Raw genomic sequence first — 25,065 nt, forward strand, 5'->3', positions numbered from 1 at the left:
AATTAAAAATATCGTATTAAATTAAAAACTATAAATTAGTAACCAATGAATCCATTGTAAACCAGTCTGTCTGTACTGCTTCCATTTCCATCTAGGTTAAGAGAATACGACTCTTCGCCATTGACAGTTCTCTTTTCAAACAGTCCCATAAATACAGAATCAACGTCAGCTTCTGAATGGATCTGCACCATTGTATACATCTTCGTCATATCAAAATTCTCTCTGTCAGAATCCTTAAAGCCTGCGTCAGTCATTTTCTGACTTATGTTCATCTGCATAAGATAACCTGTTCTTGCGATCATATTATCTTCATTTGCCAAAATACCTATGAGCATAAAAGCGTAAAGATATTCCTTATAATTAAGGCTTATCGTGGCAGCCTTAGCATTCGAAACATCTCCAACTGTTTTGCTGTTCGGAGCTGATTCGCCGACCTTGTCAAGTCCGCTCGATACCTTTTCCGATATTCCGTCAGAAAAATTATTCAAAGCCTCATTGAGTTCTTCCTTAACGTTATCTTCTGTACTATTAAGAGCCTCTGTTACCTTTCCTTGTAACTCTCCACTCAGGTCAGTTATTTTTTTTGCTATCTTACCATTAAGTTCAGAAATATAACCTGTCTCCGTGTTAGTGGCAGCATCGACTTTCTTAAACAAAGCATTAATTTTACCTATTATAACTTCTGATTTATTACCTGCCGCTTCTTGTAAACTATCGTAAATGGTATCTGTAACTTCACCTATCTTACCTTCGAGATATTCAATGGCAACATTCTTTGCCTGTCCGTAAATATCATCTGTTGAACCTTCCTTTAGCTTATCGAGACAATTTTGAAGTTCTTCTTTTATCTTATCTTTTCCCCAGCTGGAATCCATTTTGCCTAAAACGCCCTTTATACCATTCATAAATGGTGTAACAGTCGCATTTATGACTTTATCTGATACATCTCTGATAGTTTGATTTATATATTTGGTAACTTCATCACCAATTTCTGATATCTTATCATTTGCTGTATTTTCTATTTTATCAAATATATTGGTTATTGCATTATTCAAATACTCTGAAGCCTTTTCCGTTGCTTCATCTATTAATGTAGCCGCTGTTTCCTTTGCAATGTTGATCATTCCCTGCGGCGACATCGCCCAAGTAGTGGAGCTCTTATACAATGGCACGGATTTTCCTAAGCATAGCTGGCTCAAGTCATATGCCGATTCCGCCAGCGCAAGTGCTATTTTCAAAACTGTCTGAACTATCGGCACGCCGAAAACCGTCCAGCCTGCGATAACTGTCGCCCACTCAAATGTCAGCGCATTGATATCGGGAGCGGACATTGCGTATATAAGATTAAGTATGAACCTTATTCCGAAAATAGAAGCCTTTGTCTTGTTGACTGCGCTGTTAGGAGTTCCGCCCCAAAGGATATATTCGCACTCGCCGCCGTAATATAAATTATTGTCCTCTGATATTACGATGTCGCTGAGCGTTCTTTCAAAATTAGCCGTATCTTCGTAAGTTTTTCCCGTTGATGGATCAAGATTAGTTGTATAGCAGCTGAACATATTCCGCATATATTCAACAAGATAGAGCTTATCACGACCCTTAGTTAACAGTTCGCCGACTTTGCCAATAGCATCAAAGAAATCAGTCGTCTCTTCATCGCTCATAGAGTCGGCAGCATCTGTAATATTGTCATCACTTGAACCTTCCGGGTCTGTCGGGTCAACACCGATATCTTGTTGCGATTTTGAATTGTTCGTCACCATTGCGTCAAGGAAATCCGACGAAACGTCCTCCGAAAGTGTCTTGTCGTTCTTGGCATTGTCTTTCGCCGAAGTGACCTTGCCCTCGTCGATAAGAGCTTCCTTTCCTCCATCGCTGGCTTCGCTTTCTTCTTCCTCTTCAGTACCGCCTTTATATTCAAAGTTTGAAGCAAGATATTCAAAGAACTGCTGATTTTCCTCTTGAGCCTTTGTGGTAAAGCCGCTCTTTACAGAAAATTCTTCATTGTCAAGCAATCTGCAGAAAGCCTTAAAGCTGCCTTCTATATCGGTCTCATAATTTGCCTTTGCACTGCTTATAGCTGCAGCTATCCCGTTGCTGTCAACGCTTTCCGGCATTATCTTTGATTTGCTAAAATCGCTTTCGTAATCAGCTTTTTCTACCTTACTAACGTCATATTTCTCAGCAAGCTTATTTCCACAATATTTTAGCGATTTTATCTTATCCAGAATATCTTGGTAGAAATCTCTGTTGACTATTATTACCTTGTCACGAAGAGCCTCAACATCAACCTTGTTCAGCGGCTGCGCCTCGCTCTCATAATCGGAAGTCATAGTCTGCTTTGAACTATTGTCTGTTACCTTGTCTATACTTTTCTTCCAATCATCGCCTTTTTCTTCAGCTGCTTCAATATCGCTTATGACCGCATTCAGATCTTTTTCGATAGCCTCATATTTCGATATCATTATAGTACAGTCATCAAAGACAAGTCTTATCTGCTTATTTGCTTCAACAGCAAGTGACTTTACTTTTTCTTTATAACTATTCACATAATTATTTGTATAATCTGCTATATCATTGATATCACGAATAAAGCCCTCTATATTTTCAAAATATTCATTTATTTTACAACCGTTACCTTCACAAGAATAAAAATAATCCTTGAGAGCCCATATATTCGCAAGATATGTTTTATTGTCATCATTATTTATCCAATTATTTATAGTCTGCTTGAGCTGATAAACCTTAATGACATTATCTTCACTTAACTCTCCATTTATATTAGACTTTTGCGACTTTATATCATCTACAAATGACTTCATTATTCCATAAAAGCCGCCATCATAACCGGAACTTACAGTAAAACCAGTCTTTTCATCATTCATCTCGCAACCAGATGTGAGACCTATATTATTATTTTTAAAATATTCCACATTAGACAGTACGCCCTCAAGACCTTTATGAGTATAAGCCTCGTCAGTTACTGTGTATCCTTCTTCAAGACCTTCACCCATATTTTCTGTTGCTTCTGATGATTTAGTACTTATTTCATTGTAAAGGATCACATTAGAATTAACATTTAGCTTATCTGCGCTTGTGTCCTCAAGTACCTTTATGCAAACAAGGTATCTGCTTATTTCATCATAATTTCTCTGTGCAAGCGAAACAGTCTTTAAATATGCGTCCTTGAACAGCTCTATCTTATTCACGCAGTCATCATCGATCTCATATCCAAGTATATCCTGCGTTACACTTGTATGTTTTTGTTTTCTTGCTTCATAAAGTTCGTTATAAGCCGTCTGACAGGAATCACCTATCTTCTCAAGCTCTTTTTCATAATTCATCTTTGCCTTGATAGCCTTGCTCTGCTTGTCAAAGCCGCTGAAGCCTGAGAACTTGTTTATAAGTTCCTGTGATACCGCAACAACGCCACGATACTTCATATATTCTAGTATCTGTCTCTTGAGTATGTTTGAATGATATACCTCAGAGCCGCCGACATATGATACGTCGCAGGTGGCATTTGTCAGTTTTATAAGAGTGTCAAAATCCGCTGAGCCTTCGCTGCCTGCTGTTGAAAGCCAAGAGGTAAGACTGTTTATGTAATCTCTTGTGTATGAATCCGTGGTGTCAAGGTCGCTGACATTGCTGAGAGAGTTGTTGAAATATCTCTCGAGATTGTTCGTAAGGTCGGCCTCAGTTGCGCTCATTGCGAAAATTCCGTAAACGTCTTTGAGAATTTCGTTGTAATCGGAAAGCGCCGCATTCATCGTAAGGTCGCTTGCGCCCGAAAGCACAACGTTTGCGGAATTGACCCTTGAAAGGTCAACGATTGTTCCTGCAAATGTGAACATTGGTATCATTATAAGCACAAGAAAAATTGATATTGCGCCATTTATATTTTTTCTTATACTTTCTCTTGAGCGTTTTTTCTTTGGCTTGACGTCATTATCAACCTCTGAAAAGACCGCAAGCTCTGTATTTTCATTTATTTCAGCTAAATTTATATCTGAGTTTTTAGCTTTTCTGAATTTTCCAAATATCATCAATACTTCTCCCCTAAGAAAAATTTATCTGCATTTCTATATTGCTATATTTTTATCCAGTTATCCGGCCGCATTAGCAGCTTCCTCGGCATCTTTTTGGAAAGCGCCCTGCACCTTTTCTTTCAGATAAGATATCTTGTCCGAAATGTGCAGCCTGTCGCTTAGAAACGTCACAAAGTCATAGACCATATCGGTATTTCGCACAAATTCCGCTCCGTCGCAACTTGCCGCCGTGGCAGTAACAGTAATATCGCTTGAAACGCCGTTCATTCCTATGTAGCTGAAAACCTCCGGGATAGCTCCCTCACGTTTTATGGTCACGCTGACGGTCTGATTTATAAAATAATTCTTTGCGTTTATATCGCAGGTAACGCCTCCGCCGCTTATAATGCTCAGATTGTCGATAAGACTTGTGAGAGACGAATTTATAGATTCGATATCCGAATTGCCTGCGATCGGGTCGGGATAAAAATATCTGTAAAGCTTCGCCTGCTCGTCATATATCGTGTTTACAGAATCCTGAGTGAAATACTTATTGTCCTTGAAATCAAAATTCACATTGTCCGCTGTGTGCTTGCCGACTTTTTCATAACCCGTCACAGCCATACTCTTGCTGACGATAGAAGCAACTTTCTGGGTCTGCGTGTAGATAAGCACACTTTGCAGAATATACATTCCGATATAAATAAGAAAGAACATACAGAAAAACACGATAGGAAAAATAAACGTTGCCTCAACGATAGGAACAGCGCCCTTTTCGTCCTTGATGTTTTCGCCTTTCTTCCCGAATATCCTGTTCAGTTTAATACCGATCACCCCTATAAGAATTTATCTTTATGCGTTTGTATATTTTGTTTATCTCGAATCAGCCCGCAGCAAAAAGCTGTGAGCTGTTTCCAATCAAACAAACCAAAATTATTCCATACCTGAAATTGCAGTCTTGATCTTTTCAAAAGCTGTTGAAAGTACGCCAGTAATACCATCCTTAAATACAGCAACAAGTGCAATTACAACGATGATGATAAGTACGATAGCCACCATATTTACTTCACCGCTCTCATTGTCCTTAAAAGCATTAAGCTTTGACATACCCTTCAAATATGCTGAGATCATCATTTCATTAATTTTCTTCATATTTTTTCACCCCCCTATTACATTAATGAGTTGCCTATCGCCGGAACAACAACCATCATTATTATCGCTATGAACATTATCATAGACGGGAACATAAGCTTAGTTCCAACGCTTGCGGCTTTTACTTTTACTCTGCTTCGCTTTTCTTCCCAGCTGACAGTTGTTAACTCTTTAAGAACTCTTGTGAGTTCGCTTCCGCCCTTTTCCATATTCTGATTAACGGAGTTTGCAAACTTTCTTACCTCCGCTACCGAACATCTGTCGGCAAAATGGAAAACGGCTTCTCTTACAGGCACACCATTGTTCATTTCAACGCAGGCTTCCTGCATTTCTTTATAAATTGGCTTGTCGTTTGCATATGCCACCTTGAACCAGGCGTCACGAACGATAAGACCCGCATTTATAAGCAATGTGAATTTTGAAAGCATTTGCGGCAGATCCTCGAGGATATCCTCTCGTCTCTCGTTGACATTTTTCTTTATCTCGCCGCTCATATATTCCATAAGCAGCGCAGAAGCGACCACGCCCAGCACACCAAGCATAACATTATTCGCTATGGCACCAAGGCAAAAGCCCATTGGCAAGAGAGTGAGAAAGTATGAAATGCTTCCACCTGTGATAACGTAATGATAAAATTCAGCGTATTTTCTGCCGTATATCTCGCTTATCTCTTTTATCTTCTTGCTTCCTCTTTCGGTCTTGATATTGATGTGAAAAAGCGTTATGAACCCAAAGCCGATAAAATATATCTCGCCGAACATAAACTTTTTCTTGTCGATAGCGTCAATGACCTGATCGTAAGCATTTCTGTATTTTATGTACAGGAACAGCCAGAACAATATAAAAAATGTTCCTATCCCTGCCATTACATATGAGCTTGTAAAACTCAAATTATTCACCTCAATAATTTTCTAAACTTTTTAAAAACTTGTACCAGCGGGCGACCACAGGTCGCCCCTACAAGAAAATCTCTAAATCTTTATCTTAGTCATTTTCAGTCCGATAAGATAAGCGATTCCGATAAGCACGATACCGATTATCTTTGCACCGATATCAAGAATATTCGTGCCTGTCGAATCAGATGTCGCCTTCATCATCAGCACCACAAGAAACGGCAGCGCCGCCATAATATTGAGCTCGTTTCGACCGCTTGCCACAATGGTGTTGATCTCAAGCTCAATGTCGATCTTGTCTCTTATCATATCATAGCTTTCAGATACCACCTGTTTCAGATTACCGCCCAAACGGTTGGATACCTCAAATACGTCCGAGAAGTTGGTTATATCCTCAAGTCCGCTCCTGTCCCCAAGGTCAAGGAGCAGCTCCTCGATATTGTAGTTGTTCTGAATACCTGCATTTATAATGGCAACTTCCTTTACAATGTCGGAAGTCTCGCCGTACTGCATTTGCAGATCATTATAAGCTCCGAGAAAAGCGTCGGGAGTGTTTTTTCCTGCCGCATATGAATTGTTTATTGATTCCAGCAAGTCCTTGAACTGCAAAAGCAGCCTGCGCTGTCTCTTTTTCAAAAGGCTCTTTCGATAAAGTTTGATGCTGAAAAATCCTGCTATCGCACCTGCGATAATGCTGAACGGGATAGAGTAAAAGAATATATACGCACCAGCCGCCACAGCCGCCGCACCCATAAGATATCCCGTCAAAGTGTCCACAGGCTTCATATGATAAACGTGGTAATCGTCTGCATTTCCAAGCAGACCCTTCTTTTCGATGTACTCTTCTTTTTTCTTTTTTGCTTTCTCTTTCTTAGCTTTTTTGGCTTTCTTAGACTTCTTGCCGCTTTCCGCCGTCAAGGCTTCCATTGCCTCAGCGTCCTGCAATATCGTCCCCGAGAAATTTTGATTGACCGCAAAACCAGCATTTGCCCCGTCCATACCAAACTGCATACCCATTTGAACTTGTGTTTGTGCTTGAACGGAATTCATATCCTGCATTTGCGCATTTTCGTTATTATTCTTATTCTTTTTCCTCATATATTTCTGTCCTTAAAATACAAATTTCTATAACTTCCATAATTACATTACTACATTATGTTTTATAATCTGTCAAGCAACGGGCGAACGCTGTTCGCCCCTACTGCTATTATTAGATAACTTCAGTTATTCCCGAAAGCTGGAGCTTGAAAACATTCTGCATTGGATTGGAAGTCCGCTTCAATGAACCCGATACCTTTTCAAGGGTGGTGTTCTCGTCCTCTTCAAAAACGTAAAGCGGATTAAGCTTTATCTGTCCGTTCTCAAAGCCAAGCACTTCCGTTATCTCCATTGTCTTTCTTGAATGGTCTCTAAGCCTTGAAAGGTGTATTATTATGTCGATAGCAGAAGATATCTGCTGTCTGATTGCTTCCAGCGGCAAACCGTCTGCACCCTGCAAGACCATTGTTTCAAGTCTGCTGAGCATATCCTGCGTTGAGTTTGCGTGACCTGTCGAAAGCGAGCCATCGTGACCCGTGTTCATCGCCTGGAGCATATCAAGGGCTTCACCGCCTCTGACCTCTCCGACAACAATTCTTTCCGGTCTCATACGAAGCGATGATTTGATAAGGTCTCTGATCGTGACCGCACCAGCGCCCGAAGCGTTTGCGTTTCTCGTTTCAAGGCTTACAAGGTTGTCTACTCCCTTGATCTGAAGCTCGGCAGAGTCTTCGATAGTGATAACACGCTCGTCCTTTGGTATGTAATTTGAAAGAGCGTTAAGAAATGTGGTCTTACCGGAACCTGTACCTCCGCAGATGAAAATATTATACTTTGCCTCAACTAACAGCTTGAGCTTGTCCGCAATCTCCCTTGTGATAGAGCCGTATGAAATAAGCTTCTCGATAGTCATAGGGGTCTTGGAGAACTTTCTTATTGTAACAGTCGGACCGCAAAGAGCGATAGGCGGTAAAACCACGTTTACACGAGAGCCGTCTGGAAGTCTCGTATCAACGATAGGGTTAGACTGATTGACCTCACGTCCCGCCTTACCAACGATACGCTGAATGATATCCTCAAGCTTTCGCTGACTTTCAAAACTTTCATTGAGCCTTTTTACACGTCCGGCCTGCTCGATAAAAATATTATCAGCGCCGTTTATCATAACCTCCGTGATAGTGTCGTCGTTCATAATGGTGTCAAGGAGACCAAAGCCTCTGATAGAGCTGAACACCTGCTGAGCGATATCCACCCTATTTTTGATAGAAACATACCTGTTGCCGATCATATTGTCGGTTATGGTCTTTATCTGCTCTTCAAGCTCCTCGTCCGAAAGTGTCGAAAGAGAGAGATTATCCACCGCAAATTTCTTGACGGCGGCAATTATCTCGCTGAAATCTTCATTCATATTTTTCACCTGTGTTTTTCTATACTTAATTGTCTAAATCTAAAATGTAAAAAATGCACATCTAACTACAATATTTACTTAAAGCTTTCCCCCGAGAACATTCCAAGGGTAGTAAGCTTGAAAACAGTCTGCTCAAATGGTGCATTGCCGAAATCAGGCACGCCACCTGCGATCTTTATCCTAAGCTCGTCCGCAGTCATCGAAGTCTCGTTGGTGAACCTGTTGTAAACAAGGTTCATTCGCTCGATATAAGGGAAGTTCTCCTGCTCTTCCTTTAACTCAAAAGCCCCTGCAAGGCTTCTCAGCTTTGCGATAGCATTGTCAGTACCGAGAGATACAACGAAAGTCTTGTACATAAGCTTCATAAGCTCAAAATGCAGCGGCGCAAAATCAAAGTTGAAATCAACTATCATATAAGTGTATTTTCCAGCCGCCTTGAGGGTTCTAATAACGTCAAGTATCTCCTCATCGTTAAGCTCGAGAAAATCCAGCACGCTTTCGCAAGGCTCGTAGAAATAAACACCTGATGGATCGTGCTTTACGCAGCTTTCAAGCTTTAGCCCAAGATTTGCGTTTTGGCTCTTGATAGCGTAAACAACATCGCCGAATGTGACCTGCTGACCCTCGCCCTTGAAAACGTGGTTGCAGTTGTTTTTCTCAATGTCAAAATAAAGCACGCTCTCGCCCCTTGCCGCCAACGCTCTCGCATATGCCGAAGCAACAGAAGTCGCTCCCGCTCCGCCGCAGGCAGAAAAAACGCCAATGATCTTTGTGCCGTTGTCACCGCCATTGTCGTTGTATATAATGCCTTTATGTATCTCAGAATAAAGGTCGAGAATCTGCTTGTAGATATTCTCCACCCTCTGATATTTTCCGATAGCCTTTTCGCCGTTGAGCTCGTTTATCTCGTTAGAATTTGAGAAATACGCCACCGCACACCTGTCCTTGAATGGCGTGAGGTCAAAATTCTCCGCAGCGATAACAATATCGTACTTGCTCATCTGCATATTGCTCTCTGCGATAGAAGGGTCGCTGAAAGAGAAAATAGTTATTTTATCGAAATACTTGCTGTTAAAGGTCGAAACGAACCTTTGCAGATAAAGATCATCTGAGTCGATCAAAGCTATTCTTATTTTCATTTTCCAAACTCCTTATAATTTTATAACTTAATAACTTTATTATATTTAATACCAGTTAACTTAATATTTATTTTAAGTCATCATATATTTGTATTTTCATTATTTTTTTAATTATATACTATATTAATAATATAGTGCAATGATAAGGTAAAAATCAGGACATTTTCTGCAATATAAGGCTCTAATAGTAGTAATTTGTTCATATTTAATCTATAATATAATAAATATTATGTGTTAATATAAATATTAAATTAAGTAATATTAACTATTGTAGAATAATAAGTATAAATAATAGAGAGGCAAACACATAATGAACATTGTCATTGTTGATGACAGTATTAATAATGATCTTTCCGAAATGCTGAAAATGATCTCATCTGAGCTGCCCTTTGCGATAAAGATCGACAGCTATGCAGACAGCTTCACATTTCTCGACTTTATCCTAAAAAACACCGCCGAGCTTGACGGAATTTTCATAAGAACAAAGCTTGGCAAGGACAGCGGAATTAATCTCATCTCAAATATTTACAGCAAGATATCCAACGTCCCCGTAATATTCATCTCCGACGACCCAGCCGCCGACTGTCAGAACATTTTTCTTGCCACAACATTTTTCAAGCCCTTCGGCTTCATCTGCGAACCCTGCTCCGCCGATATAATAAAAAGACTTATCATTCAGCTTGAAGAGCTTAAAAACGCAAGAAAATCCCATATCGACATAAAAGTTGCGTCAAGAAAGACCGTGTCCCTTGCGTGCAGCTCAATAATCTACATAGAAAGCAATAAGCGCAAGATCACGCTCCACACAGTAAAAGAGGATTATTCCCTCTATGCGAAGCTCAAAGAGTTCAGAGAGCTCCTCCCCTCATATTTCGCAATGCCCCACTCAAGCTTTCTGATAAACTGCAAATATATCCTGTCATATGATTCCAAAAACATACATATGATACACGATCACATTATCCCAATAAGCAAGAGCCTAAAGCCCACATTTTTCAATGAGATGAAAAATAATTGATATTAATTGTTTTAAAAAGCTGCCTTCGGGCGGCTTTTTTTATCTCTGCGGCGGTTTACAGCCTGCTACGGTCGTTATTCTTTTTTTCTTATCATAAACCGCCACCGTACCCTGTTCAAATTGCTGAACAGTACAAACAAACATTATCGTATGTTGATTGTCATAGCAATATACACAATCCGCCGCAGGCGCATTTGTTGCCTGTCCACCCTTGCTTCTCCAAAATTTCGTATTTAGATCAAGCTCCACTTTCTTTTGATACTGATTTGAACCTGTTTTACCAGCCTTATCAGCATTTTCTTCTCTCTCTTTTGCACGCTCTCTTCGTTCTCTACGTTCTTTAAGTCTTTCCTTACTTCTTTCATTTGATACTTTTGAATATTTATCCATTAGTTTGCAGCCAAACCTCGTCAAAATCACCATAATGACAGTTACAATAAGTATGAAAACCAGAGGTATGATATTTTCGACTATCATCAAAAATACAGGTATTATGATATACGACATAATTGCAGCGACCAACGCACATTTTGTTTTTTCCTTTTGCTTTGAGAACATTGTAAGTACCAACAAAATAATAAGAGTTACCGCTCCTATACAAAAAACATACATTATACCATTTGTATGGCTACCGTCAAAACTTGATAAAACAGCTGTCCAAAGTCTCTCTTGTTTTCTCGTCAAACTTTCGCTATTTTTTAATATCAAAGCATCGACAGAAAAGCATACCAACGATGAAATATAAAGAATTGCCGATATTACCTTTTTCACAGCGTTTTCAGTTATGATATAAGAACAAGTAATGACCAACATTTCCAATGCAAACAATATCAAAATGATACTTCCTATAACGCCATTCAATAATATCCCGACCGTGCCGGAGGTCATCATTCTGCGTATATTATTAAAAATATCGTCTCTCGCTGCGTTGATCTGCTCTGTATAACCGCCCCTCACAATAAACATTATCAAAGCGACTACAAAACATACAACTGATATCCCCATTATGATAAGTGGCAATAAAAATGAAACAAACTCCAAAGGATGTTCAATGCCGCCTGCTATTGAATCTTCCACCAAAGCAACATTTCTTTTTATCTGCCTAAATAAAAACCATCTTTTCTTCTTATCAGATTTACCAGATTTTTTCTTATCTTTTTGCTTCATAATTATACTTTCCTATTTTTTGTACTTTTTTCGCACCAAAATATAATAATACAATGTAAATAACGCCGAAAACAATATTTATTACATTTTTCTTGATATTTCTACATATTTGCATTATAGCACATATATTTATAGCTGTCAATAGTTTCAGCTATAATTAGTTTCAGTGAATAATTTATCAGCTTTATATTTTTTCAATCATATATTATACTGTTATTAGAGTATTAGTATTTTAAGGCAACACTTTTCTGTTCTGTTTATTTTGAAGATGTGTAAAAGTGCCGCCTTTTATTTTACCAAATTATCAAATAATAAAAGCGACCTGCATACGATATAAATATGCGGTCGCTATAGAAACAAAAAGATCAGATAGAAAGGGCGGTATAATAAATGAATGGCGGCAGAATTGTGATAACACTTGAAGATTACAGAAAAGCCCATAATATAAGCAAATATAAGATAATAAAAAACTGCGATGTAAGTGCGACCCAGCTCAACAGCTATTGCAACAACAAAATATCGAGAGTTGACCTACCCGTCCTGGCAAGAATATGCAGCTATCTTGGCTGCGATATCGGCGATCTTCTTAAATTTATCCCACCCGATGAACCAGCCGAAGATGAAACATAAAATAGCGCAACAAAAAAGCCCCGCACATTTCCCGTGCAGGGCTTTTATATTATTCCAAAATTATTATATTTTATTCTTCTCCGCCATTATCGCCATTCTCGCCGTCATTATTATCCTCAACAATGACCTCAGCGTTTTCCTCAGCCTGTGCCTGTGCGATCTCCTCTTCGGAAGCCTTCTCGACCTCTTCAGTCTCAGCGTCCTCATCGTGTTCGGTTCGGGTGAATGAAACCACTCTTCCGTCCTCGCCGACCCTCATAAGTCTAACGCCTCTCGAGTATCTGCTCATAACGCTTATGTCGCAGGCTCTAATTCTTATAACAATGCCGTCTGTGGATATCATAATGATATCATCGTCGTCGTCAACGACCTTTATGCCGCATACTCCGCCGCTCTTGTAGTTGAGCAGACCGTAGCCGCCTCTGTTCTGTACCTTGTATGAATCAAGTCCAACTCTTCTGCCAAGACCATTTTCTGCCACCGTCAGAACAGTCGCTCCCTCTCTTACTCTCGCCATAGAAACAACGTAATCATCGCCCCTAAGCTTGATAGCCTTTACGCCGTGTGCAACTCTTGACATTTCTCTGATGTCAGTCTCTCTTATCCTGATAGCCTGACCGTTATGTGTCGCAACGATAACTTCATTGTCGCCAAAGGTCATTCTTACCCCTGCGATCTCGTCGCCTTCGTCAAGACCGATAGCGATAAGTCCGTTCTTTCTCACATTCTTGTAAGAAGTCAGCGGCGTCCTCTTGATCTTGCCGTTCTTTGTCACCATAACAATGTACTTGCCTTCGTCAAAGTCGGAAGTCTTTATCATCGCAGCGATCTTTTCACCCTCGCCGAGTGCAAGAAGATTTACGATGTTCGTACCTCTCGAAGCCTTTGAACCCTCAGGCAGCTCATAACACTTGAGCTTGTACATTATGCCCTTGTTGGAAATAAACAGTATATTGTCGTGTGAAGAACAGGTCTGAAGCTCGTCAATATAATCGTCCTCACGCTGCTTCATTCCCGAAACGCCTCTTCCGCCACGCTTCTGCGCCTTGTATTCCGTAACAGGCATTCTCTTTATATATCCGGCGTTTGTGTATGTCACAACGCTCTCCTCAACTGGAATAAGATCTTCGATATCAACTTCACCGCTGACATTTTCGATCTGCGTTCTTCTCTCGTCACCGAATTTGTCCTGAATAGCTTCAACTTCCTCGATGATGATATCAAGTATCCTCTGATGATTAGCAAGAATATCCTCAAGGTCAGCGATCTTAACTTCGATCTCTGCCAACTCGTCAATGATCTTCTGTCTTTCCATACCGGTCAGACGTCCCAGAGTCATATTGGCGATGTGGTCAGCCTGTATATCAGTCAGACCAAAACGCTCATTAAGTCTCTGCTTAGCTTCCGGAATGTTCTTAGAAGTTTTCATTATCTCGATAACTTCATCAATATTATCAAGAGCGATAACAAGACCCTTTAAGATGTGCTCTCTTTCCTTTGCCTTGTTAAGATCAAACTTAGTCCTTCTTGTGATAACATCGACCTGGAAATCAATGTACTGCTCAAGCATCTCCTTGAGCGTCAAAACCTTCGGGATACCATTGACAAGCGCAAGCATTATAACGCCCACAGTATCTTGAAGCTGCGTGTAGCTGAACAGCTTGTTGAGCACCATTTGCGGATTAGCGTCCTTTTTCAGCTCAATGACAATTCTCATTCCGTCCTTGCCGGACTCATCATTGATATAATGTATTCCGTCAATACGCTTTTCCTTAACAAGATCAGCAATAGATTCAACAAGTCTCGCCTTGTTTACCATATATGGTATCTCAGTTACGATAATGCAGTTTCTTCCCTTTATCTCCTCGATAGAGGTCTTTGAACGCAATGTTATCTTGCCTCGACCCGTACCATAAGCAGCTCTTATACCTGATCTGCCCATTATAATGCCGCCCGTCGGGAAGTCAGGACCCTTTATGCTCTCCATAAGTTCATCAAGAGTACAGTCAGGGTTCTTCATAACTGTTTTCATACCCTCGATAACTTCGTGCAGATTGTGCGGTGGGATATTCGTAGCCATACCAACAGCGATACCTACCGAGCCGTTGCAAAGCAGGTTAGGGAATCTTGAAGGCAGCACAACAGGCTCTTTCAGTCTGTCATCATAGTTTGACTGGAAATCAACAGTCGTCTTGTTTATATCTGTCAGCATATTTACCGACATCTTAGCCATTTTAGCCTCAGTATAACGGTAAGCAGCCGGAGGGTCGCCGTCCACAGAACCGAAGTTTCCGTGACCGTCAACAAGAGGATATCTCATTGAAAACTTCTGCGCCAGTCTAACAAGTGCGTCATAAACGGAAGCATCACCGTGGGGGTGATATTTACCCAGCACAGAACCTACCGTGTCCGCACACTTTCTGTATGCCTGATCCGGCGTCAGTCCGTTTTCATACATTGTATATAAAATTCTTCTGTGAACAGGTTTGAGTCCGTCCCTTACGTCCGGTAAGGCTCTGGATACAATTACCGCCATCGAATACTGAATAAACGATTCTTTCATTATCGCTTCAACATCGGTGTCAATAACGTTATAATCGCTCACTTTATCCACTCCTTTTTAACCTTTCGGTTTGATTGCGGCGGAAATTCCGCCATTATATGATTTCATTATTTACTTATTTATTTTCCAGCACCTCATAATCGCTGTCGAGCAATTCAGAGAAAGTCTTTCTAAGTATTTTCTGCTGTCCATCGCTCATAACACGCTTAGCAAGCACATAAATAGTCTCTTTCTTGAGGATAATAATAAACATTTCGTCATTTTCCAGCACATTAAGTGAAATATCCTCAAAGTTCACTATCCTAGGTGGCACAGGTGTGAAGTCCTCTTCCTGCTTTTCCTCTTCAGTCGGGATAGTCTCTATCTTGAAGCTGTCCTCATAGAGCGTGAAAATATATCTGTCGTCCTCGAGAGGTTTAAGCGCCTGCATAAGATATTTTCTTATCCTTCTGGTATTGTACCAAGTCAGCACTATCACCGCCAAGCATATAAACGCCAGCACCCAGTTGAGATAAGTTGACGGATTATTTATGATAGACACGATAAAAAGCGCCGCCACAACGCCGAATGCCGCCGTTACCTTCCAGTTATGAGCATATACGAACTTTTTCTGAAAAGCGATAAAAGCCTTTTCCTCTTCCTCGTTTTTCACATCATACTCAAAGCCGAGCACAGGCTCTTTCTCCGGCTGGATATCTTCCTCAGTCTCAGTTTCATTATCCTCGACCGTCTCGATATCCTCGGCTTCTTTTACTTCAACTTTATTATCCTCAACAATTTCATTTTCGTTATTTTCGTTATTGATATCCAAAGCAGTATCCTTTCTTCAAGTGGAACAAGCTGTATAAATTTTTATACATCAAGATCCTTTACATACTCTGCATTTTTCTCTATAAATTCTTTTCTCGGTGCGACCTTGTCACCCATAAGAATGGTGAATATCTCGTCCGCCTTGACAGCGTCCTCCATCGTTACCTTTATCATAGTTCTTCTCTCAGGGTCCATCGTGGTCTCCCAAAGCTGTTCAGGGTCCATCTCACCAAGACCTTTGTATCGCTGAACGTTGACCTTGAGGTTGTTCTCACCTGAAAGCTCAGAAATATACTGATCTCTCTCAGCGTCCGAGAAAGCGTATCTTACCTGCTTGCCTCTTGCGACCTTGAAAAGCGGCGGCTGCGCAAGATAAATGTGACCCTCCTCAATAAGCGGTCTCATAAATCTAAAGAAGAATGTGAGCAGCAGCGTTCTGATATGCGAACCGTCCACATCGGCATCGGCCATAATGATAACTTTTCCGTAACGAAGCTTTGAAAGGTCAAAATCCTCTCCGATAGAAGTTCCCAGCGCCGTAACAACAGGCATAAGCTTTTCATTGCCATAAACCTTGTCTATCCTAGCCTTTTCAACGTTGAGCATTTTACCCCAAAGCGGAAGGATAGCTTGATATTTTCTGTCTCTGCCTTCCTTAGCAGAGCCTCCCGCAGAGTCTCCCTCGACGATGTAAATTTCGGTGAGCGAAGCGTCTCTCTCCGAACAGTCCGCAAGCTTTCCCGGAAGTGACGACGACTCCAGCGCCGATTTTCTTCTTGTAAGCTCTCTGGCTTTCTTAGCGGCCTCTCTAGCTTTCTGCGCCTGTATAGACTTGTCAAAAATAGCCTTTGCTACCGTAGGATTTTCCTCAAAGTAGTTCATTAGCTTTTCGGTGACGATCTTGTCAACGAAAGGTCTTACCTCAGGATTACCAAGTCTGCCCTTAGTCTGACCCTCAAACTCGCAGTTTGTGAGCTTAACAGAAACGATAGCCGTCAGACCTTCTCTTACGTCGTCGCCAAGAAGCTTATCATCGTCCTTGAGATATCCAAACTTTTTGCCGTAATTATTTATAACTTTAGTGAGAGCGTTCTTGAAACCAGTCTCGTGAGTACCGCCGTCTGGTGTATGGATATTATTAGCAAATGACAATATAAGATCGTTATAAGTATCGTTATACTGCAATGCGATCTCGGCGAAAGTATCGCCCTCCATACCATTTACATAGATGACCTCATCAGAAAGCGGCTCAACGCCCTTTGTTTTGTGGATATGCTCAACGAACTGTCTTATACCGCCCTCATAGTGGAGAGTTTCGCCAACAGGTTCGTTTTCATTTCTCTTATCGGTGAAAACGATCTTGATACCTGCGTTAAGGAAAGCCTGTTCTCTAAGTCTTTTGAGCAATACCTCGTAATCAAAGACGGTGGTTTCCTGGAATATTTCAGGGTCAGGCTTAAAGAGAACGGAAGTACCTGTTTTATCTGTATCGCCGATAATTTTCAGCGGTTCGGAGTAATTACCTCTGTCAAATCTCTGAAAATGGATATGCGTGCCGTCATATACAGTCAACTCGAGGTATTCCGAAAGTGCGTTTACGACCGAAGCGCCAACGCCGTGGAGACCGCCTGCGACCTTATATCCGCCGCCGCCGAATTTACCGCCGGCGTGGAGTATAGTATAAACGACAGTTGCGGCAGAGATCTTCTCTTTCGGGTGGATACCCGTAGGGATACCACGTCCGTTATCCGTAACTCTGATGATATCGCCTGGGAGTATTTCGACCTGTATTTCGGTACAATATCCGGCAAGCGCCTCATCGATAGCGTTATCCACTATTTCATAGACGAGGTGATGAAGTCCTTTCGGGCCTGTTGAGCCGATATACATACCAGGTCTTTTTCTCACGGCTTCGAGACCTTCGAGCACCTGTATCTGATTTTCGTCATAGTTATTACTTTTGTCGATCATTGATATTTCTTCGGTATTCTGGATCTCGATCTCGTTATTATTTTCCAAAAAATAACCCCCTCATCACTTTATATTGGTTTTATTTTACATTTTTTAATTTTATCTTCTCACATTTGTTTTTGTTATTCTCTGATACGCCGCTTTACGTTGGCGTGTCGCAAAATCACTTCGCAAGTTTTTGAAACGAGTGCAAATTCGGACTTTCGGAACTTTCCAATTCAAAAATCATCGCCGCTAGGCGATTCCTTCATTCCTCATTCCTCACTAAACCACATTGTACTTAAATGCGCTTAAATCTCTTGAGTAGCGTCGCACAGCTCATCTGACTTATATAAACCGTCTCCGTAAAGTCTTTATCAAGACATACTACAAAACTCTTCGGCATCTCATATGTGCAATTCACAACTCTGTTGTTCTTCGCCGCAAAATTCAAAAATTCTTTCGTGTTCTTTGACACCGATGTGTTCTCTATGTCAAATATCCCGATTATATCTCTAGTGTTGACCAAAAAATCATTGCCTAAATGCAGATACATCACTTTGTCTCCTGCCCCACCTGCACGATCATTCCATTTTCTATGTTGAATATCTTTCCGTGGCTCTTTTCATCAAATGGTATGTTTCTGTCACAACAGGTAATAAATACCTGCATATCGTGTATCTTTGATATGACAAATCTCTGCCTCGAAAGATCAAGCTCACTCAGCACATCGTCAAGCAGTATGCAAGGACTGTCCCCGATTTCTTCCGCCAGTATATATGCCTGCGAAAGCTTCATTATAAGCGCAAGTGACCTGTGTTGACCCTGCGAAGCAAACTGTCTCACTGCAAGCCCGTTTATCTTCCCCGAAAGATCGTCCCTGTGAACGCCCTTCTGCGTAAAACCGGCCTTTATATCTTCCTCAAGGTTCGCCCTCAGCCGTTCAAGATATTCTTCCGCAAGATCACCTGCAAAGTCCGTCCGACCCTCAAGATCATCAAATACCGTGGAATAATATTCAAGCTCCAGCTTTTCACGCCCCTCAGATATCTCATTATAAAGCTCTCTAGCGAAAATATTGAGCTTTTTCGTGTAATTATATCTGAGCAGGGAAATGTAAGCCCCAAGCTGTGAAAGCTGAATGTCCCAAACTTCCAGCTCCTCACGCTTTGATCTGCCATAATATATATTTTTCAGCAGCATATTTCGCTGCTCTATAAGCGTTTCATATTTTGATATCACACCGCCATAGGAATTTTTTATCTGCGAAACAGACAGATCAAGAAACTGCCGCCTGTTTTCGGGCGAGCCCTTTGAAAGTTCCAAGTCCTCAGGAGTGAATATCACGCAGTCAAGGTTTCCGAAAAGCTTTGAAGGCGCTTTCAACTTCACGCCGTTTAACGTAACATTTTTTTCCTTGACATTAGGTCTTGCCATAGCAAAATGAATATCTTGGCTGCGGAAGTTATTTTTAAAGGAAAGGTCAATGTTCATAACCTCGCCGTTAATGTCGATCATTTCCCTGTCTTTTGTGTTGCGAAATGATTTCACGCCGCTGCAAAGCCAAATGGCTTCAATAAGGTTCGTTTTGCCCTGAGCATTTTTTCCGCAGAAAATATTCAGTTTTTCGTGTGGATATATCTCCACTTTTTTTAGGTTTTTGAACCCATCTGCGGAAAGCTTTGTGATCTGCATTTTAGCTGACCACTATCTCCGCAGGTATCTCGTCGATCTGCACCTTATCACCTGGGCGAATTTTCTTTCCCCTCATAGTGCAGACCTCGCCGTTTACCTTGATACGCTCTTCAAGGATTATCTCCTTGCCAATGCCGCCCGTCTCAACGATGCCGGCATATTTCAGCAGCGAATCAAGCTTGATAAACTCCGACTTCAACTTGACTTCTATCTTTTCATATTTCATAAATTATCTCTTTCCCGACAAATTTTATTCGCCTTTAATTACAAACAAAATACGTCTTTAATATAAATGATAAAACTATATTTTTGATATAAATTACAATCTGTCGAAAAATGACTAAATCACGGGCGAACGCTGTTCGCCCCTACATCTAAACAGCGTATTTACACCATTTGTAGGGGAAAATTGTTGTTCGACAAGGCTTACAACAATTTACGTCCTCGACGTCCCACTTTTGTCGAACTTTTTCAACAAGCTGAAATCTATACTTTGATATAAATTATAATACTTATTCCTTAGCCAATCTGATAGGCAGAACAAGATATGTATAAGCATTGCCCTCGCAAGGCACTATCTTCATAGGCAGAAGGCTTCCGCTCATCTGAAGCTTGACCTTATCTTCCTTTATTACCTTCAAAGGATCGAGGAGATACTTGCACTTAAAGCCGATCTCGATAACAGGGCCGGCGATATCCGCAGATATCTCATCTGTTATCTTACCAAGAGCAGTAGAGCAGTTGATCTTGATAGCATTATTTTCAAAATAACATCTAACAGGAGAAGGTGTTCTGTCGCTTATAAGAAGCATAGTTCTTTCAAGAGTAGCGATAAGCTCCTTCCTGTCAACAATTACCTCAGTAGTATAAGTAGAAGGGATCGCAGACTTGTAGGGGTGGAACTCGCCCTCGATAAGTCTTGAATAAACGAGATAACCGTTCATCTCAAAAACGATATGATTCTTAGAAAGGTAAACCAGCACCGTATCCTCGTCATTTTCAGAAAGCAGAGCAGAAATTTCCGTCAGCGTTTTAGCAGGCACGATAAAGTTAGAGCTTCCCTCATACTTGATAGGCTCATATCTCACCGCAAGTCTGTAACCGTCCAAAGCCACCAGCGTAAAAGTGCCGTTTTCGATCTCAAAAAGCTCGCCTTTAAGAACAGGCTTTATATCCGTAACAGCCACCGCAAACTTAGTCTGATTTATCATATCCTTCAAAACAGGCTGAGAGATAGAGATCTTATCCTCGCTGTCCTTTTGAGGCAGCTCAGGAAATTCATCTGCTGACATAGCAAACAGATTAAAAGTAGTAACACCGCCCGAAAGTGTCACCTGAAGATTTTCGGAAACTTCGATAAGGATCTCGTCCGCAGGCATTTTCTTTATCATTTCCGAAAACAGTCTTGCATTAAGAATAAACTCGCCGCTGTCCTCGCTTTTTACAGCTATCTCAGTTTTGATACCTATTTCCAAATCATAGCCTGTAAGCTCCAGCACAGAGCTTTGAAGTCTGAACTTTATTCCCTCCAGCGATTTAAGGGCAGAACGTTCCGATACTGCTTTAGAAACATTTATAACTGCGTCATAGAGAGAATTTTTATTGCACAGAATTTTCATAACAAGTTCCTTTCTAAAATTTCTTAAAATTAACTATTTTATCATCATAATAAATATTAAATACAATTACAATATTGTTACCTAAACTGGCGAACTTAAATTGTTGTGATCTTTGTCGAACAACAATTTTCGCCCCTACATATTCTCAATTTCACAATATTATGCAAACATAAAGCTACAATATTTTTTCAACACACCCAAGTATCGAACCACACATTTTTTCTCTGATAAAAAATAAATATATCAATATTATTTAGTATTATTAGTAGGGTCAGTTGATTTTGTTGAAAACAGTCCCCAAGCTAGGTATAAAGGGGGTTTTCTTCTCAACACACAACTAACATCGATCCAACACACTTTTCAAAAACATTTTCTCAACTTGAAACGTTGAAAATTTGTTGGTTGAAAGTTAAAAATTATCGCAATTTTTGTTGAAACCTTGCCAACCCCGTCAAATTTTCCAACACCTCAGTTAAAACCCGATTGTGCAAAACACTAACAACACAACATTTTTGATAACGAGAGTGGGGATTTAAAGGGGTTTAAAACAAACCAACAATTGTTGAAAACTATGTTGAAAATGTTGAAAAGTCCATTAAAAATACCACAAACCAAATTTTGATAGTTTTTATTGATTTTATTGATTGATAGATTGATTGACAGATAAAAATGCATTTAAGTTCTATTTTTACGATAATTGTAGGGGACGGCGTCCTCGACGTCCCACTTGTCGCTGGGTAATCTTAAAATTATCAATTATCCTTCAAATTCTTGATAATATCGTCAACAGTATCCTTGAGCTGCTTGTTTTCCTTGAGATTATCCACCACGTCCTGATAATGTATAGTCATAGTGGAGTGGTTCTTGTTGAGCTCCTTGCCAATTTGTATGTAAGTCATACCCTTGACTTCCTTGAGCACATATATAGCGATCTTTCTCGCCAATGATATATTAGCCCTTCTGTTTGATGACTTAATATCCTCCGCCGTAACGTCAAACGCCGCCGCAACTTCTTGAAGTATCCTGTCAACTGTTATCTCCGCAGGGTGGTTCTCGATGATGATCTCCTTTATAACTCTCTGCGCCATAGAAATGGACGGGCTCTCGTTCGTGTAAACAGTCAAAGCCTTGATCTTGTTTACAGTACCCTCGAGCTGACGGATATTAGTCTTTATCTTCTCTGCGATTATCCTTGCAACATTGTCAGAAAGCTGGAGATCGAGCACCTCAGCCTTTTTCTTTACAATAGCCATTCTAGTCTCAAAGTCTGGAGGCGTAACGTCCACCTGTACGCCAAGGGAAAATCTTGTCAATATCCTGTCCTGAAGCTTTGATATCTTTGACGGAGCAATATCAGAAGTAAGTACTATCTGCTTACCTGCGTTGTAAAGATCATTGAAAGTGTGGAAAAATTCCTCCTGCATACGTTCCTTGCCTGCAATGGTCTGAATATCGTCGACCATAAGATAATCGGCATTTCTGTATTTGTCGTGGAATTTGATCGTGTTCTTGAACTCGATAGCCTTTACAAGCTCGTTGATGAAAGACTCGCCCGTTGTGTATATTATCTTTAGCTCAGGGTGATTTTTGTTTACCTCGTGCTCGATAGCCTTCATAAGGTGAGTTTTTCCAAGTCCCGAATCGCCGTAAATGATAAGCGGATTGAATATCTTGTTTGTGTCCGCAGACTTCTCATTGTTCTCATCGAATTTGTGTGCAACAGACGTGCAGAACGCATAAGCAAGATCGTTTGACTTGCCCTTGATGAAGTTGTCAAAAGTAAGGCTGTTTTTCGCGTCCTCAGAAAAGTCCGCCGCCTTGACCTCGATCTCCGATTCGTCCTTCTCAACAGAATTGTCTTTGCTCTTCACAAGTATCTTGATATCCACCTCAAAGCCTAAAGCGTCGAGAAAAGCGTCTCTCAATACGCTCTCATAAGCGTTCAAAGTAGTGTTTCTTGTAAATTCCGAATCAGCAAGCAGATAAGCCACGTTGTTCTCAAGCTTGTAAGGCTCAAGCACCTTTATCCATTTGTTGTAACCCGGCTCGCTCACGCTTTTGCAGTTACGGCAATATTTCAGTACGTCCTGAAATACGTCATTAAAGGAATCCATTGTTTTTCCATAACCTCCTAGAATATCTATCCTGTACAGATCAGCAATTTGTCAAATTTCAAATTTGAAATATAAATATAAGAAAAATAAGCAATATAAGCAAAATAAAATCGTCCGCACATAATAAAATATAATGCAGCCGAGCGCAAATTGTTGTGAGCCTTGTCGAACAACAATTATTAACAGACCCACCCTTCCAAAACCTTGAAAAGCGCCTCAAAAGCACCCAAACAGGCAGGAAAAGCAGCCTTGTCAAAACTTAATTTCGCTATTGGATCTAAAAACAGGCATAATAAATCAATTCTATATCATTATACCACATTTGAGGAAAAATTTCAAGTCCCACAGCTATATAATTATATATAGTAGAAAAAGACCAAAAACAAAAATTCTCCCCGCCAAAATATCTTCAAAAAGCACTTGATACGGACAAAATAAGATCTACCGACACAATATCTTGTACCCAACGCAAAAACACCTTCCTAAGCGGCAGGTTTTTCGGACAGTTCACAGCGCAAAGCAAAGAAAAATAATATCAAAAAAAATATAAAAATATTATGAACATACTTGACAAACGCTATGTGAATGAGCTATAATATTAAATTACAAGGGCTTTTTTCATAGTGTAATTGCGTTTTGATGTAAAAATCGCAAGTTTTGCTGTGACCCTAAAAGTTTAAACGTGGCGGCAAAGCCTGTAAAACAGCGCTTTTACGAGTTTTTTCAAAACGTTGAAAGCGGAAGGAGGAGAATTCGATGAAAAGAACATATCAGCCTAAAAAGCTTCAGAGAAAGAAAGTTCACGGCTTTATGAAGAGAATGTCTACTGCTAACGGCAGAAAGGTACTCGCACGCAGAAGAGCAAAGGGCAGAGCTAGACTCAGCTACTAAGAGATACAGGCAGTTTCTGACAATATAGTTTCAAGGCTTTGCAGCGCCGTGACGTTTGGTTTGTGGCGAGCGAGGGCTTGAGAAAGTGTATATATACAGCGTTGTGAGGCGCTGCCTTAGATGACCTATATACCATTCATTAATTTGTATGGTATTGGGTCTTTATCTTTTTTTGTAGGAAAATGACGATAATTGATACTATGTCGGGGAAAAAGTATGCTGTTCACAACGGTTTTAAAGGATAACAAGGCGTTTTTGAAATGCTATAAAAAGGGAAGATTTGCGGCCGATAAGATCGTCGCCGCATATTTCGTGCCAAACGGCAGCCCTTATAATAGATTTGGCATAACCGCAGGCAAAAAGCAGGGCAACGCCGTTACAAGAAACAGGATAAAAAGGATAGTCAGAGCCGCATACAGACAAACAGAATCCGAATTTCCCATAGGATATGACATAGTTTTCGTCGGCAGAAACGATATCGGCGAAAAGAAAACACAGGATATCGAACGCTTTATAAGAAAAAGACTTATAAAAGAAATGAACAGACCTGTCGCAAAAGGCGCAGGAAAAAACAATAAAAATAGTAAAATCAGTAAAAATACGAGAAAGTAAAAATGAGTAAACTGGCTCAGCTTCTTATCAGATTTTATCAGAAGTGCATAAGCCCCCTGTTTGGTCAGCGGTGCAAATATTATCCAAGCTGTTCAGCCTATGCGCTGGAAGCTTATAAAAAGCACGGCTTTTTCAAGGGCACGCTCTTAGCCGTGTGGCGGCTTTTAAGGTGCAATCCTTGGAGCCTCGGCGGCGTTGACTATGTGCCGGACAAGCTGACATTGGAATATTTTAAGATAAGAAAAAAATAAGCCTGAGGCTTTTACATAAAGATCGGCGGATATAGATTTTTGTTAGAAAATAATGTAGGGGCGAAAATTGTTGTTCGACAGGGCTCA

At 40.5% G+C, this 25,065-nt stretch carries 21 protein-coding genes; 5 read left to right on the forward strand and 16 right to left on the reverse strand.

Annotated elements, in window-relative coordinates; genetic code table 11:
• Window positions 1–35: 35 nt before the first annotated feature.
• The 7 genes from QZ371_RS00860 to QZ371_RS00890 all read right to left on the reverse strand — a co-directional run bounded on the left by QZ371_RS00860 (window position 36) and on the right by QZ371_RS00890 (window position 9,658).
• Window positions 36–4,046: a DUF5702 domain-containing protein gene (locus QZ371_RS00860; RefSeq protein ID WP_295207697.1), complete on the reverse strand. Its 4,011-nt coding sequence runs from the start codon at window positions 4,044–4,046 to the stop codon at window positions 36–38.
• A 60-nt stretch (window positions 4,047–4,106) separates the two neighbouring features.
• Window positions 4,107–4,862, reverse strand: a complete 756-nt coding sequence (locus tag QZ371_RS00865; protein ID WP_295207700.1) for a hypothetical protein — start codon at window positions 4,860–4,862, stop codon at window positions 4,107–4,109.
• Between the two features lie 99 nt (window positions 4,863–4,961).
• Entirely contained in the window at window positions 4,962–5,180 is a 219-nt protein-coding gene (locus QZ371_RS00870) for a Flp1 family type IVb pilin (RefSeq protein ID WP_295207703.1), read from the reverse strand.
• Between the two features lie 17 nt (window positions 5,181–5,197).
• Window positions 5,198–6,070, reverse strand: a complete 873-nt coding sequence (locus tag QZ371_RS00875; RefSeq protein WP_295207706.1) for a type II secretion system F family protein — start codon at window positions 6,068–6,070, stop codon at window positions 5,198–5,200.
• Between the two features lie 81 nt (window positions 6,071–6,151).
• A complete protein-coding gene (locus QZ371_RS00880) occupies window positions 6,152–7,171 on the reverse strand; it encodes a kinase (protein ID WP_295207709.1) in 1,020 nt (339 codons plus the stop codon).
• A 112-nt stretch (window positions 7,172–7,283) separates the two neighbouring features.
• The gene (locus QZ371_RS00885; RefSeq protein WP_295207712.1) at window positions 7,284–8,519 is read right to left on the reverse strand and encodes a CpaF family protein; all 1,236 of its coding nucleotides are present in this window, start codon (window positions 8,517–8,519) and stop codon (window positions 7,284–7,286) included.
• A gap of 74 nt (window positions 8,520–8,593) precedes the next feature.
• On the reverse strand, window positions 8,594–9,658 hold the full coding sequence (locus QZ371_RS00890; protein WP_295207715.1) for a hypothetical protein: 1,065 nt from the start codon (window positions 9,656–9,658) through the stop codon (window positions 8,594–8,596).
• 310 nt (window positions 9,659–9,968) lie between these two features.
• Here QZ371_RS00890 and QZ371_RS00895 point away from each other — a divergent pair, with 310 nt between their 5' ends.
• On the forward strand, window positions 9,969–10,676 hold the full coding sequence (locus tag QZ371_RS00895) for a LytTR family DNA-binding domain-containing protein (RefSeq protein WP_295207718.1): 708 nt from the start codon (window positions 9,969–9,971) through the stop codon (window positions 10,674–10,676).
• Between the two features lie 39 nt (window positions 10,677–10,715).
• On the opposite strand, the gene QZ371_RS00900 is transcribed toward QZ371_RS00895, so the two are convergent.
• Entirely contained in the window at window positions 10,716–11,843 is a 1,128-nt protein-coding gene (locus QZ371_RS00900) for a hypothetical protein (RefSeq protein WP_295207721.1), read from the reverse strand.
• A 390-nt stretch (window positions 11,844–12,233) separates the two neighbouring features.
• On the opposite strand from QZ371_RS00900, the gene QZ371_RS00905 reads away from it, so the two are divergent.
• Window positions 12,234–12,473 carry a helix-turn-helix transcriptional regulator gene (locus QZ371_RS00905; protein WP_295207724.1) on the forward strand — a complete coding sequence of 80 codons (240 nt, stop codon included), beginning with the start codon at window positions 12,234–12,236 and terminating at the stop codon, window positions 12,471–12,473.
• A gap of 70 nt (window positions 12,474–12,543) precedes the next feature.
• Here QZ371_RS00905 and gyrA read toward each other — a convergent pair whose 3' ends face one another.
• The 8 genes from gyrA to dnaA form a co-directional block, all read right to left on the reverse strand.
• A complete protein-coding gene (gene gyrA, locus QZ371_RS00910; RefSeq protein WP_295207727.1) occupies window positions 12,544–15,087 on the reverse strand; it encodes a DNA gyrase subunit A in 2,544 nt (847 codons plus the stop codon).
• Between the two features lie 64 nt (window positions 15,088–15,151).
• Window positions 15,152–15,847 (reverse strand): hypothetical protein, encoded by a 696-nt coding sequence (locus tag QZ371_RS00915; RefSeq protein WP_295207730.1) that lies wholly within the window; start codon window positions 15,845–15,847, stop codon window positions 15,152–15,154.
• A 41-nt stretch (window positions 15,848–15,888) separates the two neighbouring features.
• Window positions 15,889–17,817 carry a DNA topoisomerase (ATP-hydrolyzing) subunit B gene (gene gyrB, locus QZ371_RS00920; protein WP_295208076.1) on the reverse strand — a complete coding sequence of 643 codons (1,929 nt, stop codon included), beginning with the start codon at window positions 17,815–17,817 and terminating at the stop codon, window positions 15,889–15,891.
• Window positions 17,818–18,097: 280 nt separating this feature from the next.
• Window positions 18,098–18,352, reverse strand: coding sequence for an extracellular matrix regulator RemB (remB, locus tag QZ371_RS00925; protein ID WP_295207732.1), 255 nt, complete (start codon window positions 18,350–18,352; stop codon window positions 18,098–18,100).
• On the reverse strand, window positions 18,352–19,491 hold the full coding sequence (gene recF, locus QZ371_RS00930) for a DNA replication/repair protein RecF (RefSeq protein ID WP_295207734.1): 1,140 nt from the start codon (window positions 19,489–19,491) through the stop codon (window positions 18,352–18,354). Before recF ends, remB begins: the two co-directional genes overlap by 1 nt.
• A gap of 1 nt (window position 19,492) precedes the next feature.
• On the reverse strand, window positions 19,493–19,717 hold the full coding sequence (locus QZ371_RS00935; protein WP_295207736.1) for an RNA-binding S4 domain-containing protein: 225 nt from the start codon (window positions 19,715–19,717) through the stop codon (window positions 19,493–19,495).
• A gap of 286 nt (window positions 19,718–20,003) precedes the next feature.
• Window positions 20,004–21,110, reverse strand: a complete 1,107-nt coding sequence (dnaN, locus tag QZ371_RS00940; protein WP_295207738.1) for a DNA polymerase III subunit beta — start codon at window positions 21,108–21,110, stop codon at window positions 20,004–20,006.
• A gap of 752 nt (window positions 21,111–21,862) precedes the next feature.
• Window positions 21,863–23,224 carry a chromosomal replication initiator protein DnaA gene (dnaA, locus tag QZ371_RS00945; protein ID WP_295207741.1) on the reverse strand — a complete coding sequence of 454 codons (1,362 nt, stop codon included), beginning with the start codon at window positions 23,222–23,224 and terminating at the stop codon, window positions 21,863–21,865.
• A gap of 756 nt (window positions 23,225–23,980) precedes the next feature.
• Between dnaA and rpmH the strand changes: the two genes are divergently transcribed.
• From rpmH to yidD, 3 genes are all read left to right on the forward strand, one after another.
• The gene (gene rpmH, locus QZ371_RS00950) at window positions 23,981–24,115 is read left to right on the forward strand and encodes a 50S ribosomal protein L34 (protein WP_022287187.1); all 135 of its coding nucleotides are present in this window, start codon (window positions 23,981–23,983) and stop codon (window positions 24,113–24,115) included.
• Window positions 24,116–24,331: 216 nt separating this feature from the next.
• Complete coding sequence (gene rnpA / locus QZ371_RS00955) at window positions 24,332–24,727, forward strand: ribonuclease P protein component (protein ID WP_295207747.1); 396 nt, start codon at window positions 24,332–24,334, stop codon at window positions 24,725–24,727.
• Window positions 24,728–24,729: 2 nt separating this feature from the next.
• A complete protein-coding gene (gene yidD / locus QZ371_RS00960; RefSeq protein WP_295207752.1) occupies window positions 24,730–24,978 on the forward strand; it encodes a membrane protein insertion efficiency factor YidD in 249 nt (82 codons plus the stop codon).
• The last annotated feature ends 87 nt before the right edge of the window (window positions 24,979–25,065 follow it).

This window comes from Ruminococcus sp. (assembly GCF_019423705.1).
GTDB lineage: Bacteria > Bacillota > Clostridia > Oscillospirales > Ruminococcaceae > Hominimerdicola.